This window comes from Bradyrhizobium sp. HKCCYLRH3099, from assembly GCF_051167855.1.
Taxonomy (GTDB): Bacteria; Pseudomonadota; Alphaproteobacteria; order Rhizobiales; family Xanthobacteraceae; genus Bradyrhizobium.
Genome location: NZ_JBNPTW010000016.1, coordinates 144,407 through 162,104, shown reverse-complemented (window position 1 = coordinate 162,104; position 17,698 = coordinate 144,407). Strand labels below are relative to the sequence as shown.

General features: G+C 65.2%; 16 protein-coding genes. All 16 read left to right on the top strand.

Annotated features, from left to right (window positions below):
- Positions 1–305 precede the first annotated feature (305 nt).
- Positions 306–1,412, top strand: a complete 1,107-nt coding sequence (locus tag ACQR1Y_RS26135) for an efflux RND transporter periplasmic adaptor subunit (protein ID WP_434876996.1) — start codon at positions 306–308, stop codon at positions 1,410–1,412.
- 239 nt (positions 1,413–1,651) lie between these two features.
- Positions 1,652–4,792: an efflux RND transporter permease subunit gene (locus ACQR1Y_RS26130; protein WP_434876995.1), complete on the top strand. Its 3,141-nt coding sequence runs from the start codon at positions 1,652–1,654 to the stop codon at positions 4,790–4,792.
- Between the two features lie 21 nt (positions 4,793–4,813).
- Positions 4,814–5,425 (top strand): TetR/AcrR family transcriptional regulator, encoded by a 612-nt coding sequence (locus ACQR1Y_RS26125; protein WP_434857141.1) that lies wholly within the window; start codon positions 4,814–4,816, stop codon positions 5,423–5,425.
- Between the two features lie 114 nt (positions 5,426–5,539).
- A complete protein-coding gene (locus ACQR1Y_RS26120) occupies positions 5,540–6,163 on the top strand; it encodes a flavin reductase family protein (RefSeq protein ID WP_434857140.1) in 624 nt (207 codons plus the stop codon).
- A gap of 45 nt (positions 6,164–6,208) precedes the next feature.
- A complete protein-coding gene (locus tag ACQR1Y_RS26115; protein WP_434857139.1) occupies positions 6,209–6,640 on the top strand; it encodes an acyl-CoA thioesterase in 432 nt (143 codons plus the stop codon).
- Between the two features lie 346 nt (positions 6,641–6,986).
- Entirely contained in the window at positions 6,987–7,229 is a 243-nt protein-coding gene (locus ACQR1Y_RS26110; RefSeq protein ID WP_434857138.1) for a hypothetical protein, read from the top strand.
- A 177-nt stretch (positions 7,230–7,406) separates the two neighbouring features.
- Positions 7,407–7,598 carry a hypothetical protein gene (locus ACQR1Y_RS26105; protein ID WP_434857137.1) on the top strand — a complete coding sequence of 64 codons (192 nt, stop codon included), beginning with the start codon at positions 7,407–7,409 and terminating at the stop codon, positions 7,596–7,598.
- Positions 7,599–7,770: 172 nt separating this feature from the next.
- Entirely contained in the window at positions 7,771–8,604 is an 834-nt protein-coding gene (locus ACQR1Y_RS26100; protein WP_434876994.1) for a DeoR/GlpR family DNA-binding transcription regulator, read from the top strand.
- A 153-nt stretch (positions 8,605–8,757) separates the two neighbouring features.
- The gene (gene glpD / locus ACQR1Y_RS26095; RefSeq protein WP_434876993.1) at positions 8,758–10,311 is read left to right on the top strand and encodes a glycerol-3-phosphate dehydrogenase; all 1,554 of its coding nucleotides are present in this window, start codon (positions 8,758–8,760) and stop codon (positions 10,309–10,311) included.
- Positions 10,308–11,390 (top strand): ABC transporter ATP-binding protein, encoded by a 1,083-nt coding sequence (locus ACQR1Y_RS26090; protein WP_434857134.1) that lies wholly within the window; start codon positions 10,308–10,310, stop codon positions 11,388–11,390. The genes glpD and ACQR1Y_RS26090 overlap by 4 nt, the downstream gene beginning before the upstream one ends.
- 12 nt (positions 11,391–11,402) lie before the next feature.
- A complete protein-coding gene (locus ACQR1Y_RS26085) occupies positions 11,403–12,485 on the top strand; it encodes an ABC transporter ATP-binding protein (RefSeq protein WP_434857133.1) in 1,083 nt (360 codons plus the stop codon).
- A 3-nt stretch (positions 12,486–12,488) separates the two neighbouring features.
- Entirely contained in the window at positions 12,489–13,391 is a 903-nt protein-coding gene (locus ACQR1Y_RS26080) for a carbohydrate ABC transporter permease (RefSeq protein WP_434836420.1), read from the top strand.
- Positions 13,391–14,197 (top strand): carbohydrate ABC transporter permease, encoded by an 807-nt coding sequence (locus ACQR1Y_RS26075; RefSeq protein ID WP_315721400.1) that lies wholly within the window; start codon positions 13,391–13,393, stop codon positions 14,195–14,197. The genes ACQR1Y_RS26080 and ACQR1Y_RS26075 overlap by 1 nt, the downstream gene beginning before the upstream one ends.
- A gap of 191 nt (positions 14,198–14,388) precedes the next feature.
- Positions 14,389–14,718 (top strand): DUF2160 domain-containing protein, encoded by a 330-nt coding sequence (locus ACQR1Y_RS26070; RefSeq protein WP_434857132.1) that lies wholly within the window; start codon positions 14,389–14,391, stop codon positions 14,716–14,718.
- A 121-nt stretch (positions 14,719–14,839) separates the two neighbouring features.
- The gene (locus ACQR1Y_RS26065) at positions 14,840–16,582 is read left to right on the top strand and encodes an ABC transporter substrate-binding protein (RefSeq protein WP_434836470.1); all 1,743 of its coding nucleotides are present in this window, start codon (positions 14,840–14,842) and stop codon (positions 16,580–16,582) included.
- A 337-nt stretch (positions 16,583–16,919) separates the two neighbouring features.
- On the top strand, positions 16,920–17,696 hold the full coding sequence (gene exbB, locus ACQR1Y_RS26060; protein ID WP_434876992.1) for a tonB-system energizer ExbB: 777 nt from the start codon (positions 16,920–16,922) through the stop codon (positions 17,694–17,696).
- Positions 17,697–17,698 lie beyond the last annotated feature (2 nt).

Genomic DNA, 17,698 nt, shown 5'->3' with positions numbered 1-17,698 from the left:
GGACACCGTGCGTTGGGACCAGGCGCCGTCATTCCGGGGCGATCGCGACAGCGACCGAACCCGGAATCCCGAGATGAGTCGCTGTGGTGCAAACCAAGCTCGAGATTCCGGGTTCGACCGCTGGCGCGGTTGCCCCGGAATGACGCCGTGAGGTGATGGACACTCCCGCCGATCGAGATCTGCCCCTTCTCCTGAGCACCTGCGGCAAGATGTCTTAATATTCACGAAGTCATGATCTCTGACGATTATTGACAATCATCACTCGACATTCGACACTCCCTCGCATTCGCAGCGAGGGGTGTCCGATGTTGATCCGCCTGATTTTCGCGAGTTATTCTAAGCTGTTGACTGGCCTTGCGCTGGCCATCATGGCTGCGGCCCTGGCCGGGTGCAATGAAACCGTCGCCCAGAAGGCCGAGCCGGTCCGGCCGGTTCTGGTCGCCTCGGTCCATTACGAGGCCGAGACGCCCGAGCGCAGCTTCGTCGGCACCATCCGTCCTCGCATCGAGGCCGACATCGGCTTTCGCGTCGCCGGCAAGGTCGCCAAGCGGCTGGTCGAGGTCGGGCAGACCGTCGACATCGGCCAGCCGCTCGCGACCCTCGACGAAGTCGATCTGAAGCTGCAGGCCGAGCAGGCGGAGGCCGAATTCCGCGCCGCCACCGGCGTACTGGCGCAGGCCTCCGCGGCCGAGACCAGGGCGAAAGAGCTGCGCGCCAAGGGCTGGACCACGGATGCGCAGATGGATCAGGCCAAGGCGTCCGCGGATGAAGCCCGCGCGCGGCTCAATCGCGCCGAGCGCTCGGTCGAACTGACACGCAACTCGCTGTCCTACGCGACGCTGGTCGCAGATGCCCGCGGTGTCGTCACCGCCTCGATGATCGAACCGGGCGTCGTCGTCGCCGCCGGCCAGGCTGCCATCCGCGTCGCGCGGTTTGCCGAGAAGGAAGCCGTGGTCGCGATCCCCGAGACCCTGCTCGACCGCGCCAAGAACGGCAAGGCGACGGTGTCGCTGTGGTCGGAGTCCGGCAAGACCTACACGGCGCGGCTGCGCGAGATCGCGCCGGCCGCCGATCCCGCGACGCGCACTTACCTCGCAAAATTCTCGCTGCCGGATGCAAACGACAGCGTTTCGCTCGGCATGACCGCGACGCTCACGCTGTCCGATCCGGCGACCACGCGCGTCGCGCGGCTGCCGCTGTCGGCGCTGTTCAACGACGGCCGTGATCCCTCGCTCTACGTCGTCAACGACAAGGGCGAGGTGATGCTGAAGCCGGTCAAGGTGAAGGCTTACGACAGCAAGGACGTGCTCATTACCTCCGGCGTCGACGAGGGCGAGAAGGTCGTCGCGCTCGGCGTGCAGAAGATCGACCCCGCGCAGAAGGTGCGCGTGGTCTCGGCGCTGACGTTCTGACGATCGTCGTTCCGGGGCGATGCGCAGCATCGAACCCGGAACCTCGAGATTCCGGGTTCGCTCGCTGATGCGAGCGCCCCGGAATGACGAGACAAACCCGGTCGTCATTGCGAGGAGCGGCAGCGAGGAAGCAATCCAGGGCTACGCGTGCGACTCTGGATTGCTTCGCTTCGCTCGCAATGACGGTCACTGAGACTGTCGGCCTGAACTAACGACTTCGGATCATCGGGGAGCGTGCCATGAAGCGGTTCAATCTGTCGGCCTGGGCGGTCAATCATCCGCCGCTGGTGCTGTTCCTGATCGTCGCGCTCGGCCTGTTCGGCTTCATCTCCTATGAGCGGCTCGGGCGCGCCGAGGATCCGTTCTTCACGGTGAAGGTCGTCAACGTCTCGGTGATGTGGCCCGGCGCCACTTCGCAGGAAATGCAGAGCCAGGTCGCCGATCCCCTGGAAAAGAAGCTGCAGGAGCTGCCTTACTTCGAGAAGGTGCAGACCTATTCCAAGCCGGCCTTCACCGCGATGCAGGTCACCTTCCGCGATTCGACGCCGCCGAAGGACGTGCCGTATCTGTTCTATCTGCTGCGCAAGAAGCTCGCGGATGCGCAGACCTCGCTGCCCTCGGGCGTGCTCGGGCCGTTCGTCAACGACGAATTCTCCGACGTCGATTCCATCCTGTTCATGATGACCGGCGACGGCGCCGACTATGCGCAGCTGAAGAAGGTCGCCGAAGGACTGCGCCAGCGGCTGCTCAAGGTCAACGGCGTCACCAAGGTCAATCTCTACGGCACCCAGGATGAGCGCATCTATGTCGAGTTCAGCCATGCCAAGCTGGCGACCCTCGGCATCACCCCGCAGGCGCTGTTCGACTCGCTGGCCAAGCAGAACAATGTGACGCCGGCCGGCACGGTCGAGACCACGTCGCAGCGCGTGCCGCTGCGCGTCACCGGCGCGCTCGACGGCGCCAAGGCGGTGGCCGAGACGCCGGTCGAGAGCAACGGCCGCGTCTTTCGGCTCGGCGATATCGCCACCGTCACCCACGGCTTCGTCGATCCGCCGAGCTACAAGGTGCATCAGGAAGGCAAGCCGGCGCTCGGCATCGGCGTCGTCACCGCCAAGGGCGCCAACATTCTCGAGCTCGGCAAGGACGTTCACGCCGCCTCCGACGATTTCATGAAGGCCGTGCCGCAGGGCATCGAGCTCACCCAGATCGCCGATCAGCCCAAGGTGGTCGAGCGCGCCGTCGGCGAGTTCGTGCACTCCTTCGTCGAGGCGCTGATCATCGTGCTGTTCGTCTCGTTCCTGGCGCTCGGCTGGCGGACCGGCATCGTCGTGGCGCTGTCGGTGCCGCTGGTGCTCGGCATCGTCTTCATCGCGATGAGCGCGATGGGCCTGGACCTGCATCGCATCTCGCTCGGTGCGCTGATCATCGCGCTCGGCCTGCTGGTCGATGACGCGATCATCGCGGTCGAGATGATGGTGGTGAAGATGGAGCAGGGCTGGGACCGCGTCCGCGCGGCATCCTACGCCTGGGAATCCACGGCCTTTCCGATGCTCACGGGCACGCTGGTCACCGCTGCGGGCTTCCTGCCGATCGGCTTCGCCAATTCGGCGGTCGGCGAATACACCGGCAGCATCTTCTGGATCGTCGCGATCGCGCTGGTGGCGTCATGGTTCGTCGCCGTGATCTTCACGCCCTATATCGGCGTCAAGCTGCTGCCGGACATGAAGGCGCACCATGGCCATGACGAGCACGCCGTCTACAACACGCGCATGTATCGCGGCCTGCGCGCCGTGGTGCGCTGGTGCGTGACGCATCGCATCACCACGGTGGCCGCGACCGTCGGCGTCTTCGCGGCTTCCATCGTCGCCTTCGGCCACGTGCAGCAGCAGTTCTTCCCGCTGTCGGAGCGGCCCGAGCTGTTCCTGCAATTGCGCCTGCCGGAGGGCACCGCCTTCAACGTCACCGAGAAGGCCGCGCGCAAGGCCGAGGCGCTGTTGAAGGACGACAAGGACATCGAGACCTTCACGGCCTATGTCGGCCAGGGCTCGCCGCGGTTCTGGCTCGGCCTGTCGCCGCAGCTGCCGAACGAGGCCTTCGCCGAGATCGTCATCGTCGCCAAGGACGTCGCCGCGCGCGAGCGCATCAAGGCGAAGATCGAGACGGCCGCGGCCAATGGCGACCTCAACGAAGCGCGGGTCCGCGTCGATCGCTTCAATTTCGGTCCGCCGGTCGGCTTCCCCGTGCAGTTCCGCGTCATCGGCCCGGACACCTCCAAGGTGCGCGAGATCGCGCGCGAGGTGCGCGACGTCGTCCGGCAGAATCCGAATGTCAGGGATCCGCAGCTCGACTGGAACGAGCAGTCGCCGTACCTGAAGCTCGTCGTCGACCAGGATCGCGCCCGCGCGCTCGGCCTGACCCCGCAGGACGTGTCGCAGTCGCTCGCGATGCTGATCTCCGGCGTGCAGGTGACGACGATCCGCGACGGCATCGAGAAGGTCGGGGTCATCGCGCGTGCGGTGCCGTCCGAGCGGCTCGACCTCGCCGGCGTCGGCGACCTCACCATCACCTCGCGCAACGGCGTCGCCGTGCCGCTGCAGCAGATCGCCAAGATCGAGTATGCGCATGAGGAGCCGATCCTGTGGCGGCGCAACCGCGACATGGCGATCACCGTGCGCGCCGACGTCGCCGACGGCGTGCAGGCCCCCGACGTCACCAACCAGATCTGGCCGAAGCTCGCCGACATCAGGGCCAAGCTCGATCCGGCCTACCGCATCGAGATGGGCGGCGCGATCGAGGAATCGGCCAAGGGCAATGCGTCGATCTTCGCGCTCTTCCCGCTGATGGCGATCGTGATGCTGACCCTGCTGATGATCCAGTTGCAGAGCTTCTCGCGGCTGTTCCTGGTGTTCCTGACCGCGCCGCTCGGCATCATCGGCGCCTCGCTCGGTCTCAACGTCGCCAACGCGCCGTTCGGCTTCGTCGCGCTGCTCGGCCTGATCGCGCTCGCCGGCATGATCATGCGCAACACCGTGATCCTGGTCGACCAGATCGAGCACGACGTCGCCTCCGGCCTGACCCGGCGCGAGGCGATCATCGAGGCCACGGTGCGGCGCGCCCGCCCCGTGGTGCTGACGGCGCTGGCGGCGATCCTGGCCATGATCCCGTTGTCGCGCTCGGCGTTCTGGGGGCCGATGGCGATCACCATCATGGGTGGTTTGTTCGTTGCAACTTTCCTGACGCTGCTGTACTTGCCGGGCCTGTATGCCCTATGGTTCCGCAAGAGCCTGGATGAGCGCGGGGCAGCTGCGCAGGATCATTCTGCAGCGCAGCACGTTGACGGGCCGGCTCCCGCGCTCCCGCTCGCCGAGGCGGCCGAATAAGGGATCAACAAGATCGCAGGCATGATGACGCTGGTTTCCGAACACATCGAACCCGATACGCGCGAACGCATCCTGGTTGTTGCCGAGCGCCTGTTTCGACAGATCGGCTACCAGAAGACGACCGTCGCCGACATCGCCAAGGAGCTCCGCATGAGCCCGGCGAACGTGTACCGGTTCTTCGATTCGAAGAAGGCGATCCACCAGGGCGTCGCCCGCGAACTGATGGGCCAGGTCGAGGCGGCCGCGATCGCGATTGCCGAGCGCGCCGGACCGGCGGCTCCGCGGCTGCGCGAGCTGCTCGGCACCATCCATCGCATGAACACCGAGCGCTATGTCGGCGACAGCAAGCTGCACGAGATGGTCGCGGTGGCGATGGAGGAGAGCTGGGAGGTGTGCGAGGCGCACATGATGCTGATCACCGAGATCATCGGCCGCGTGATCGGGCAGGGTGCCGCTTCGGGCGAATTCGCCGTCACCGACCTGCCGCTGGCGGCCAAATGCGCCACGACGGCGATGATGCGGTTCTTCCATCCCCAGATGATCGCGCAATGCGCGACCAAGCCGGGTCCCACGGTCGACGAGATGATCGATTTCGTCCTGGTGGGGCTTGGTTCCAGCGGCGCTGCAAGCTAAGTTCTCCGTCATTGCGAGCGAAGCAATCCAGGGCCGTATGCGCAGCCCTGGATTGCTTCGTCGCTTGCGCTCCTCGCAATGACGTCAGGAGCACATGACGGAAGGGACCACGGCGTGACCGAACGCGACTTGCACTTCTACGAGCCGAAGAACGGCCACGGCCTCAAGCACGACCCCTTCAACGCCATCATCGCGCCGCGCCCGATCGGCTGGATCTCCTCGCGGGACGGCAAGGGCAATGCCAACCTTGCCCCGTACAGCTTCTTCAACGCCTTCAACTACACGCCGCCGATCATCGGCTTCTCTTCCACGCAGTGGAAGGATTCCGTCGCCAACATCCAGGACACCGGCGAATTTGTCTGGAACCTGGTGACGCGGGATCTCGCCAAGCACATGAATGCCTCCGCCGCCCACGTCGCCCGCGAGGTCGACGAGTTCGCGCTCGCCGGAGTCACGCCGGTGCCTAGCAAGTTCGTCAACGTCCCGCGTGTCGGGGAGAGCCCGGTTGCGTTCGAGTGCAAGGTCACGCAGATCATCCAGCTGCAGGGCGCCGACGGCAAGAAGGCCCAGGCCTGGCTGACGCTCGGCGAGGTCGTCGCGGTGCATATCGACAAGGCGCTGATCAAGGATGGCGTCTACCAGACCGCGCTGGCGCATCCGATCGTCCGCGCCGGCCGCCGCGGCGACTATTTCGAGATCAAGGCGGAAGACATGTTCGAGATGATCAGGCCGGACTGATCGCCTGTCTTCACCATCGCGCGCCGTAACTGGAGACCGACTGACGTGACCGAAGCGACCGCCACAGCCGCATCGTCGGCGCCGACCGAGCCGCGCGGCGATCTCTGCATCCGCACGCTTGCGATGCCGGCCGACACCAACGCCAACGGCGACATCTTCGGCGGCTGGCTGCTCAGCCAGATGGACGTCGGCGGCGGCGTGTTCGCCGCCAAGGTCGCGAAGTCGCGCACGGTGACGGTCGCGATCGAGGCGATGAACTTCCGCAAGGCTGTCTATGTCGGCGACCTCGTCTCGGTCTATGCGCATCTCGTGCGCATCGGCCGCACATCGATGACGGTGCGGCTCGAAGCCTGGGTGCTGCGCCGGAAGGAGGAGCAGCCGATCCTCGTCACCGACGGCAACTTCACCTACGTCTCGATCGACGATGACGGTCGTCCGCAGCCGATCAAACGTGATCCCGGCGTGCTGTCCGCGTGACGCGGCGGCCGCTCTGCCGCCGGATGATCGTTAACCCTCTGGTAACCTAACTGGCTCACGGCCACGGAACCCGGCTTCCGTGACGGCGTTCGCTCGTCGCGAGCACTTGCCGTGGCGGACACACTTCGATGTGTGTCGGAATGTTGATGTCCGCGGCTTGCGGGACTTCATCCACAACCAGGTCGCGCAATTCTTGTTGCGTCGACGGTATTATCGTAGTTAGTGTCGCGCCGACCGTTGGGGGTACACGGTCGATCATCTCCTGGCCGCCCAGGAGCCGAGGAAGGGAGCTGTCTCCCGGGGGGAATAGCTGGTCCAACGAGGGATCGAACGCCGGGAGTGGGTGATGTCCAACGTCGATGAGAAGCTGACGACTGAAGTTCTGCGGAAGCTCCAGCAGCGGCTGCATCATGCCGAGGAGCGAATCGGCATTTACGAAGTGCAGCTCGGCATGTTTCGCGACCACTATGTGGAGATGCTGCGAGATCTCCGCACCATCTTCCAACTGCTCGGTCAGCATCATGACCGTCTGCACGGAGCCAAGGCGTCGCTGAGCGACGCCACGCTCGTCCCGGATGCCACGCGCTGATTCGCCGAGCGAAGCTCGCGGTCGTACGGCGTCGTCGCGTGCGTTGCAGCCAACATAACATCCACACAATTTGCTGTCGGAATCGGTTCATCACATCGGAATGCCCGGCTGCTCCCTGACCGGAACAAACGTCATGGAGTCCGGTTATACGCCCCGGAATGAACCACGGGATTCGCAATGTCCGACACCTACATCATCGAGGTCAGCTCTCAGGCGGCGGGGATCGTGATTCGCGATCGCGGCGGCTTCCGTTTCTTCGCGGCGTCGCACCGCTTCAATGCGCTCGAGGGCCAGATCTTCCGCAACGCCCGTGAAGCGGAACGTGCGGCCATGCGCATCGCCGCGGGCGAGCTGAGTGCGGCCGCCTGAGCGCGCCAACAGCTCTGCGCCAACAGCTCTGCGCCAAGGCTGCCCACGTTGGCCGACGTGGCGGCCTGCATAATGCGGGCAACGGGATTGCTGCACTGCGCGCGCCGCCTCCCTGATTGACCGTTGACTCGATCAGCATCACCATGGTGCAGCTCACTTTCGAAAGCTTGCCATGGCCGTGCTCTCCCAGCGTCAGACCGATATCCTCAACATCGCCCGTGCCTCCGGCCGCGTCATGGTCGAGGATCTGTCGCGCCGGTTCGAAGTATCGGCGCAGACGATTCGCAAGGACCTCAACGATCTCTGTGAGCAGCGCGCGCTGACCCGGATCCATGGCGGGGCGATCATCGCCTCGGGGGTCGAGAATCTCGCCTATGAGGCGCGGCGCTTCGTCGCTGCCGACGAGAAGAAGGCGATCGGCGCGATCGCCGCGGCGCGGATCCCCAACGGCTCCTCGCTCTTCATCAATATCGGCACGACGACGGAGGAGGTGGCGAGCGCGCTGACCTCGCATCAGGACCTGCTCGTCATCACCAACAACCTCAACGTCGCGATGCTGCTCTATCCGCATCCGCGCATCGAGGTGATCGTCGCCGGCGGCAGCGTGCGGCGCTCGGACGGCGGCGTGGTCGGCTCGACCGCGACGCAGCTGATCGGCCAGTTCAAGGTCGACTACGCGATCATCGGCGCATCCGCGATCGACGAGGAGGGCGCACTGCTCGACTTCGACTATCGCGAGGTGCAGGTCGCGCAGGCGATCATCGCCAATGCGCGCAGCGTGATGCTGGTGGCCGACTCGACCAAGCTCCACCGCAGCGCGCCCGTGCGCATCGCCCATCTCAGCCAGATCCAGACCTTCGTCACCGACCGTCCCCTGCCGGACGGCTTGGCCAGCCTGTGCCACAGCAGGGGCATCGAGGTGATCTCGGCCATGCCCGCCGACGAGGCGGAGGACACCGCCGAGGCAAACGAAACCGCGTCGTCCTCCGTGCTCCGCCGAGCCTGATCACCCGCCACCCCTCAAGGCTGTTTGACTCCGGTTTGGGCAGGTTTTGCCCAATCGCGGCCCAATATGCGATTTTCGATTTGCTTTCACTTTCGTTTGTGTTTAACTCGAAACCGAAAGTGAAATCGCCGATTGAAGGCGATTGCTCGGGGGATGCGTCTTTTGGAGCGGATCTACGACCTCGCCATCATCGGAGGCGGCGTGAATGGCTGCGGTATCGCGCGCGATGCCGCCGGCCGTGGAAACTCCGTTTTCCTGTGTGAAATGAACGATCTGGCGAGCGGGACCTCGTCCTGGTCGACCAAGCTCGTCCATGGCGGCCTGCGCTATCTCGAATATTACGAGTTTCGCCTGGTGCGCGAGGCGCTGATCGAGCGCGAGATCCTGTGGCAGATCGCGCCCCACATCATTCGTCCGCTGCGTTTCGTTTTGCCGCACCATTCCGGCCTGCGTCCGGCCTGGCTGCTCCGCCTCGGCCTGTTCCTGTACGATCATCTCGGCGGCCGCAAGCTGTTGCCGCCGACCCGCTCGGTGAACCTGCGCAGCGACGAGGTCGGCCGTCCGCTGATCTCCGGACGCTACAACAGCGGCTTCGAATATTCCGATTGCTTCGTCGACGATGCGCGCCTGGTCGTGCTGACGGCGCGTGACGCCGCTGACCGTGGCGCCGAGATCCGCACGCGCACGCGCGCCACCGAGATCCGGCAGGACGGCCAGGTCTGGCTGGTCACGACCGAGAACACGCAGACCGGCGAGCGCGAGACCATCAAGGCGCGCGCGCTCGTCAATGCCGCCGGCCCCTGGGTCGAGCAGGTGCTGTCGACCGGTGCCGGCGTCAATGCCAAGGCGAAGGTGCGGCTGGTGCAGGGCTCGCACATCGTGGTGCGCAAGCTGTACGATCACGACCGCGCCTACATCTTCCAGAATGCCGACGGCCGCATCATCTTCGCGATCCCTTATCAGCAGGATTTCACGCTGATCGGCACCACCGATCGCGACTACCAGGGCGACCCGGCCAACGTGAAGGCGACCGACGAGGAGATCGCCTATCTCTGTGCGGCACTCGGCGAATACATCGCAAAGCCCGTGACGCCGGCCGACGTGGTGTGGAGCTATTCCGGCGTGCGCCCGCTGTATGACGACGGCGCCAGCGAAGCCAAGGCCGCCACGCGCGACTACGTGTTCGAGCTCGATACGCCGGGCGGCCTGCCGCTGCTGTCGATCTATGGCGGCAAGATCACGACCTATCGGCGCCTGTCGGAAGAGGCGCTCGAACGCCTTGGTCCTTATCTGAAGGGCGCGAAGGCGGAGGAGGGTTGGACCGGCAAGTCAAAGCTGCCCGGCGGTGACATGGCAGTCGACGCCGTCGCCACGCTGATCGCGGATCTCCGCAAGGCCCATCCGTTCCTGTCGGATGCGCATGCGAAGCGCATCGCGTACGCCTATGGCACGCGCGCCAAGAGCATGCTCGCGGGTGCGACAACTTCGGCCGATCTCGGCCAGGATTTCGGTGGCACCTTGACGGAGCGTGAAGTCAGGTACCTGATGACGAATGAATGGGCGTTGACGGCAGAGGACATCGTGTGGCGGCGATCGAAGCTGGGATTGCGAATGTCGGCGGCCGAGATCGCCGCGCTCGATGCGTGGATCAACGCCAACCGCGAGCGCGCAGCCGTGACGGCGCGTGAATCGGGGGCGCGCGCATGAGCGTCACGCTCGATCACGTCTCCCGAGTCGTCGACGGCGTCACCACGATTCGCGACGTCTCGCTGACCCTGCAGCGCGGCACGCTGAGCGTGCTGCTCGGGCCCACGCTGTCCGGCAAGACCTCGATCATGCGGCTGCTGGCAGGGCTCGACAAGCCGACCAGGGGTAAGGTGCTGGTCGATGGCAAGGATGTCACCGGCGCTGACGTGCGGCAGCGCTCGGTCGCGATGGTCTATCAGCAATTCATCAACTACCCCTCGCTGACCGTCTATGAGAACATCGCCTCGCCGCTGCGCGTGCAGGGCAAACCGCGCGAGGAGATCGAGAAGCGCGTGGCGGAAGCCGCCAGGCTGCTCCGTCTCGAGCCCTATCTCAAGCGCACGCCGCTGCAGCTCTCCGGCGGCCAGCAGCAGCGCACGGCGATCGCGCGCGCGCTGGTGAAGGGCGCCGACCTCGTGCTGCTCGACGAGCCGCTGGCCAATCTCGACTACAAGCTGCGAGAGGAATTGCGCGCCGAGCTGCCGCGCATCTTCGAGGCGTCCGGCGCGATCTTCGTCTATGCCACCACGGAGCCGTCGGAGGCGCTGCTGCTCGGCGGCCGCACCGTCTGCATGTGGGAAGGCCAGGCGCTCCAGGTCGGCGACACCGCGGCGGTCTATCGCCGTCCCGATACGCTGCGTGTCGGCCAGGTGTTCTCGGACCCGCCGATGAACACCGTCGATATTCAGAAGCGCGGGGATAGCGTGCATTATGCCGGCGACATCACCGCTCCCGCGGCCGGCCTGTATGCCGATCTGCCGGACGGCAGCTATCGCGTCGGCTTCCGGCCGCATCAGCTTGGTCTGGCCAAGGGCGACGGCAGCCACGGGCGCCATGCCTTCCCGGCCACGGTCTCCGTCACCGAGATCACGGGCTCGGAGAGCTTCGTGCATCTGACGCGCGACGGCCTGAACTGGGTGGCGGTGCTGCACGGCGTCCATGAATACGAGCCCGGCGAGGTCCTCGACGCCGTGCTCGATCCCACCAACGTCTTCGTGTTCGACGCCGGCGACCGCCTGGTCGCGGCACCGGCGATCTGAGGGAGACGCCGCATGGCCCGCATTGACCTCGTCGACCTCGCCCAGTCCTATCACGGCAACGATGCCGACATCGAAAGCTTCGCGCTGAAGCCGGTGACGATGACCTGGCGGCAGGGCGGCGCCTATGCGCTGCTCGGCCCGTCCGGCTGCGGCAAGACCACGCTGCTGAACCTGATCTCCGGCATCCTGACGCCGTCGCGCGGCAAGATCCTGTTCGATGGCAAGGACATCACGCAGGCATCGACCCGCGAGCGCAACATCGCGCAGGTGTTCCAGTTCCCGGTCATCTACGACACCATGACCGTCGGCGAGAACCTCGCCTTCCCGCTGAAGAACCGCGGCGTGCCCAGGGCCGAGATCGACAAGCGCGTCGCGGAGATTGCGCGTCTCCTGGACCTCACGCCGGATCTCAATCGCAAGGCGACGCGGCTGACCGCGGACGCCAAGCAGAAGATCTCGCTCGGCCGCGGCCTGGTGCGCTCCGACGTCGCCGCCGTGCTGTTCGACGAGCCGCTGACGGTGATCGATCCCGAGCTGAAATGGCAGCTCCGCTCCAAGCTCAAGGCGCTGCATCGCGAGCTCGATCTCACGATGATCTACGTCACCCACGACCAGACCGAGGCGCTGACCTTCGCCGACACCGTGGTCGTCATGCATGACGGCCGCGTGGTGCAGAGCGGCACGCCGGCCGAATTGTTCGACAAGCCCGCGCATACCTTCGTCGGCTATTTCATCGGCTCGCCCGGCATGAATATTCTCTCCGCCGAGGTGAAGGGGCGCGAGGCGCGCATCGCCGGTCACACGCTGTCGCTGGAGCGGAGCTACGATGCGCTGCCGGCGGGCGCCAAGATCGAAATCGGTGTCCGCCCGGAATTCGTCGACGTTGCGCAGCCCGGGCCGGGACTGCTCGATGCCAACATCGAACGGGTCGACGATCTCGGCCGTATCCGCTTCGCGCGCGTCCGCGTCGGCGACGCCAAGTTCGCCGCGCGGCTGCCGGCCGGGTTCTCGCCATCGGGCTCGGCGATCGGCCTGAAGTTCAATCCGGCCTATGTCCACGTCTATGCCGACAGCCGTCTGGTCGAGGGAGCCTGAGTGATGGACAAGACCATCAACAACAAGGCCTGGTTCCTGGTGCTGCCGGTGTTCCTGCTGGTCGCGTTCTCCGCGATCCTGCCGCTGATGACGGTGGTGAACTATTCAATGCAGGACACCTTCGGCAACAACCAGTTCTTCTGGAACGGCGTCGGCTGGTTCAAGGAGCTGCTCGATCCCTCCACCGATCTCGGCGGCCGCTTCCTGGCCTCGCTCGGCCGCAATCTGATCTTCTCGCTCGCCATCCTGGCGATCGAGGTGCCGCTCGGCATCGTCGTGGCGCTGTCGATGCCGCGGGCGGGGTGGACGGTTGCGTTCTGCCTGGTCGTGCTGGCGCTGCCGCTGCTGATTCCGTGGAACGTGGTCGGCACGATCTGGCAGATCTTCGGACGCTCCGACATCGGCCTGCTCGGCTATACGCTCAACGCCGTCGGGTTCGACTACAACTACGTGTCGAATGAGGCCGATGCCTGGTTCACCGTCATCGTCATGGACGTCTGGCACTGGACCAGCCTGGTGGCGCTGTTGTGCTATGCCGGCCTGAAGTCGATCCCCGACGCCTATTACCAGGCCGCGCAGATCGACGGCGCGTCACGCTGGGCGGTGTTCACCGCGATCCAGTTGCCGAAGATGCACCGTGTGCTGCTGATCGCCGTGCTGCTGCGCTTCATGGACAGCTTCATGATCTACACCGAGCCGTTCGTGGTCACCGGCGGCGGGCCGGGCAATTCGACGACCTTCATCTCGATCGAGCTCGTCAAGATCGCGCTCGGACAGTTCGACCTCGGCAAGGCGGCCGCGCTGTCGCTGGTCTACAATCTGATCATCCTGATCGTGTGCTGGGTGTTCTACACCATCATGACCAATGCCGGCGCCGAGCGCCGGCCGGTGGAAGGGGGCGCGTGATGAACACCATTCCGGGCCGCCGTATCATCATCTCGCTGTTCCTGGTCTTCCTGCTGTTGCCGATCTATTGGCTCGTCAACATGAGCTTCAAGACCAACAACGAGATCGTCACGACGATGACGCTCTGGCCGCATCAGCCCACGCTGGCCAACTACGTCAGGATCTTCACCGACGAGAGCTGGTACTCCGGCTACATCAACTCGCTGAAATACGTCATCATCAACACCGTGATCTCGATCCTGGTGGCGCTGCCGGCGGCCTACGCGTTCTCGCGCTACCGCTTCCTCGGCGACAAGCATCTGTTCTTCTGGCTGCTGTCGAACCGCATGGCGCCGGCCGCCGTCTATGCGCTGCCGTTCTTCAACCTGTACTCGGCGATCGGCCTGTTCGATACGCCCTGGGCGGTGGCGCTGGCGCATTGCATCTTCAACATCCCGCTGGCGGTGTGGATCCTCGAGGGCTTCGTGTCGTCGGTGCCGCGCGAGATCGACGAAACCGCGTTCCTCGACGGCTATTCGTTCCCGCGCTTCTTCGTGAAGATCCTGGTGCCCTTGATCGCGAGCGGCATCGGCGTCGCGGCGTTCTTCTGCTTCATGTTCTCCTGGGTCGAGCTCCTGCTCGCGCGCACGCTGACATCCGTGGACGCCAAGCCGATCTCTGCGGTGATGACCCGTACGGTGTCGGCGGCGGGCATGGACTGGGGCCTGCTGGCGGCCGCCGGCGTGCTGACGATCATCCCCGGCGCGCTGGTCATCTGGTTCGTCCGCAACTACATCGCGCGCGGCTTCGCGCTGGGGCGGGTGTGAACATGAGACACGTATTCAGCCACATGGACAGTGCGCTCCCTCCCCCCCTGTGGGGGAGGGCTGGGGAGGGGGGTACCCTAGGGGCAGTCTTTGCGGGGACCCCCACCCCCGACCCCTCCCCGCAAGGGGGAGGGGAGGTCACCGCGCTTCGCGCTCGTGCTTTCCATCTCTCTGGCAGAAGGGTTTAAGCCATGGACAGCATCGCATGGATGGCGTGGACCCTGCCGACCGCGATCTTCTTCGCCGCGCTGGCCTGCACGCTCGGGATCATGACGCTGCTTGCGGCGCGCTATCCGGAGGCGGAGCGGGTCGGCGTGCTGCGCATCCCGACGACGCGCGGTGATCGCCTGTTCATCTCCCTGATAACAGCCGCCGTTATTCATCTCGCATGGATCGGGCTGGTCGGCACCGATACGATTGCGACCTTGCCGATCGGCGAGGAAGGTTTTGAGGTTTCGAGCCTGTGGCTCGCGACCGCAATTTCGCTGGCATCAGCCGTTGCGATCTTTCGCACCGTCTGACGCAAGCGAAGAAGGGCAGATCCGGGGCCAACCCGGACCTGGATACGTCTGTCGCTGCAAGGAGGAAACCATGCGACACTTGAAACGGAAGCATCACCCAGGCAAGGCCAGCTATCTTGCGATGACCAGCGCGGTGGCGCTGTTTGCCGCGACCATGACGTTGTCCATCCCGGCGCTCGCCGACGACGCCACGATCCAGAAGTGGATCGACAGCGAATTCCAGCCCTCGACCCTGTCGAAGGAACAGCAGCTCAAGGAGCTGCAGTGGTTCGCGAAGGCGGCCGAGCCCTTCAAGGGCATGGAGATCAACGTCGTCTCCGAGACCATCACGACGCACGAGTATGAAGCCAAGACCCTGGCCAAGGCGTTCAGCGAGATCACCGGCATCAAGCTGAAGCACGACCTGATCCAGGAAGGCGACGTCGTCGAGAAGCTGCAGACCCAGATGCAGTCCGGCAAGAACGTCTATGACGGCTGGATCAACGACTCCGACCTGATCGGCACCCACTTCCGCTACGGCCAGACCGTCGCGCTCTCGGACTACATGAAGGGCGAGGGCAAGGACGTCACCAATCCCGGTCTCGACGTTGACGACTTCATCGGCAAGTCGTTCACGACCGCGCCGGACGGCAAGCTGTATCAGCTCCCGGTCCAGCAGTTCGCAAACCTCTATTGGTTCCGCTACGACTGGTTCACCAACCCGGACTACAAGGCCAAGTTCAAGGCCAAGTATGGCTATGAGCTCGGCGTTCCCGTGAACTGGTCGGCCTATGAGGACATCGCCGAGTTCTTCACGAACGACATCAAGGAGATCAACGGCGTCAAGGTCTATGGTCACATGGACTATGGCAAGAAGGATCCCTCGCTCGGCTGGCGTTTCACCGACGCCTGGCTGTCGATGGCCGGCAACGGCGACAAGGGCATCCCGAACGGCCTGCCGGTCGACGAATGGGGCATCCGCATGGAAGGCTGCCGTCCGGTCGGCTCCTCGATCGAGCGTGGCGGCGATACCAACGGTCCCGCGGCCGTCTACTCGATCACCAAATATCTCGACTGGATGAAGAAGTACGCGCCGCCGCAGGCGCAGGGCATGACCTTCTCCGAGGCCGGTCCGGTCCCGGCGCAGGGCAACGTCGCCCAGCAGATCTTCTGGTACACCGCCTTCACCGCCGACATGGTGAAGCCCGGCCTGCCGGTGGTGAATGCGGACGGCTCGCCGAAGTGGCGCATGGCGCCGTCGCCGCACGGCTCGTACTGGAAGGAGGGCATGAAGCTCGGCTACCAGGACGCCGGTTCGGCGACGCTGCTGAAGTCGACCCCGCCGGATCGCCGCAAGGCCGCCTGGCTGTACCTGCAGTTCATCGTGTCGAAGTCGGTGTCGCTGAAAAAGAGCCATGTCGGCCTCACCTTCATCCGTGAATCCGACATCTGGGACAAGTCGTTCACCGAGCGTGCGCCGAAGCTCGGCGGCCTGATCGAGTTCTACCGCTCGCCCGCGCGCGTGCAGTGGACCCCGACCGGTAACAACGTGCCCGACTATCCGAAGCTGGCGCAGCTGTGGTGGCAGAACATCGGCGATGCGTCGTCCGGTGCGAAGACCCCGCAAGCCGCGATGGACGCGCTCGCAGCCGCCCAGGACTCCGTCCTCGAGCGTCTCGAGAAGTCCAAGGTCCAGGGCGACTGCGGTCCGAAGCTGAACAAGAAGGAATCGGCCGAGTTCTGGTTCAACAAGTCGGCTAAGGACGGCAACATCGCTCCGCAGCGCAAGCTCGCGAACGAGAAGCCGAAGGGCGAGACCGTCGACTACGACACCCTGATCAAGTCGTGGCCGGCCTCGCCGCCGAAGCGCGCCGAGGCGAAGTAAGCCTTCGCGCTCGACCTCGCTCGCCTGGACAGAGGCGATCCAAATCAAGAAGGCCGGGAGCAATCCCGGCCTTTTCCTTTGCCTACGACGTCAGCGACTCCCGTTCCGATCGGGAGTTTTTCCCGGATCATTGGGGACAACTTCCACACCTCAAGTGCCTTGAAGCCGATAGGCTCAGGCGGCACTCTTTCACGATCGGGATGATCGCGACCTTCGCCGCGACTTTGCCCCAAGAACGCGGCACAACAAGGCCTCGACACGATCCGGCGCTGCGCGATTCCGTGACGGCGCGACCATCGTGATCACCAATCTCGCGGGGCCACGAGGGAGTACGATCATGGACCAGGCACAGATCGCCAGTCTGGCGAGCCCGCTGCCCGAGGCGCTGTCGCCCTGGACGATGTTCCTGCAGGCCGACATCGTCGTGAAGGCCGTCATGATCGGGCTGGTGCTGGCCTCGGTTGCGACCTGGACCGTGCTCGTCGTCAAGACGATCCAGTTGCGTTCGGCGCTGCGCAAGGGGCGGGCGGCGCTGAGCATCTCGGTCGCGGCGCGATCGCTCTCCGACGCGACGGGCGGCGTTTCCGCCGAAGGCGGCGTCGTCAGCCGCCTGCTTGCCACCGCCGAGGACGAGATCGAGAAGTCCCGCGGCCTGCCGGCCGGCGGCATCAAGGAGCGTGTTGCCTGGCAGTTCGAGCGGATCGAGGCGGCCGCCGTGTCGCGCATCGGCCGCGGCATCGGCATCCTCGCGACCGTCGGCGCCGTCGCGCCCTTCGTCGGCCTGTTCGGCACGGTCTGGGGCATCATGAACAGCTTCATCGGCATCTCGCATGCCCATACGACCAATCTCGCCGTGGTCGCGCCGGGTATTGCCGAGGCACTGCTCGCGACCGCGTTCGGCCTCGCCGCCGCGATTCCCGCCGTCATCATCTACAACCTGTTCGCGCGCGCCACCGGCGGCTATCGCGCCGTCATCGCCGATGCGTCGGTCGCCGTGATGCGCCTGCTCAGCCGCGATCTCGACCGGCAGCACGCGGGCCCCGCTGAGGCCCGGCGCAGCGCCATCCGCGCGGTCGACGCGCCGCTGATGTCGATCGTCAATCCCGCGGAGTGAGC

What these genes read in the sequence shown, in the direction of transcription:
- ACQR1Y_RS26135 (WP_434876996.1), top strand. Translation starts at nt 306, where the DNA reads ATGTTGATCCGCCTGATTTTCGCGAGTTATTCTAAGCTGTTGACTGGC.
- ACQR1Y_RS26130 (WP_434876995.1), top strand. Translation starts at nt 1,652, where the DNA reads ATGAAGCGGTTCAATCTGTCGGCCTGGGCGGTCAATCATCCGCCGCTG.
- ACQR1Y_RS26125 (WP_434857141.1), top strand. Translation starts at nt 4,814, where the DNA reads ATGATGACGCTGGTTTCCGAACACATCGAACCCGATACGCGCGAACGC.
- ACQR1Y_RS26110 (WP_434857138.1), top strand. Translation starts at nt 6,987, where the DNA reads ATGTCCAACGTCGATGAGAAGCTGACGACTGAAGTTCTGCGGAAGCTC.
- ACQR1Y_RS26105 (WP_434857137.1), top strand. Translation starts at nt 7,407, where the DNA reads ATGTCCGACACCTACATCATCGAGGTCAGCTCTCAGGCGGCGGGGATC.
- ACQR1Y_RS26100 (WP_434876994.1), top strand. Translation starts at nt 7,771, where the DNA reads ATGGCCGTGCTCTCCCAGCGTCAGACCGATATCCTCAACATCGCCCGT.
- glpD (WP_434876993.1), top strand. Translation starts at nt 8,758, where the DNA reads ATGCGTCTTTTGGAGCGGATCTACGACCTCGCCATCATCGGAGGCGGC.
- ACQR1Y_RS26090 (WP_434857134.1), top strand. Translation starts at nt 10,308, where the DNA reads ATGAGCGTCACGCTCGATCACGTCTCCCGAGTCGTCGACGGCGTCACC.
- ACQR1Y_RS26085 (WP_434857133.1), top strand. Translation starts at nt 11,403, where the DNA reads ATGGCCCGCATTGACCTCGTCGACCTCGCCCAGTCCTATCACGGCAAC.
- ACQR1Y_RS26080 (WP_434836420.1), top strand. Translation starts at nt 12,489, where the DNA reads ATGGACAAGACCATCAACAACAAGGCCTGGTTCCTGGTGCTGCCGGTG.
- ACQR1Y_RS26075 (WP_315721400.1), top strand. Translation starts at nt 13,391, where the DNA reads ATGAACACCATTCCGGGCCGCCGTATCATCATCTCGCTGTTCCTGGTC.
- ACQR1Y_RS26070 (WP_434857132.1), top strand. Translation starts at nt 14,389, where the DNA reads ATGGACAGCATCGCATGGATGGCGTGGACCCTGCCGACCGCGATCTTC.
- ACQR1Y_RS26065 (WP_434836470.1), top strand. Translation starts at nt 14,840, where the DNA reads ATGACCAGCGCGGTGGCGCTGTTTGCCGCGACCATGACGTTGTCCATC.
- exbB (WP_434876992.1), top strand. Translation starts at nt 16,920, where the DNA reads ATGGACCAGGCACAGATCGCCAGTCTGGCGAGCCCGCTGCCCGAGGCG.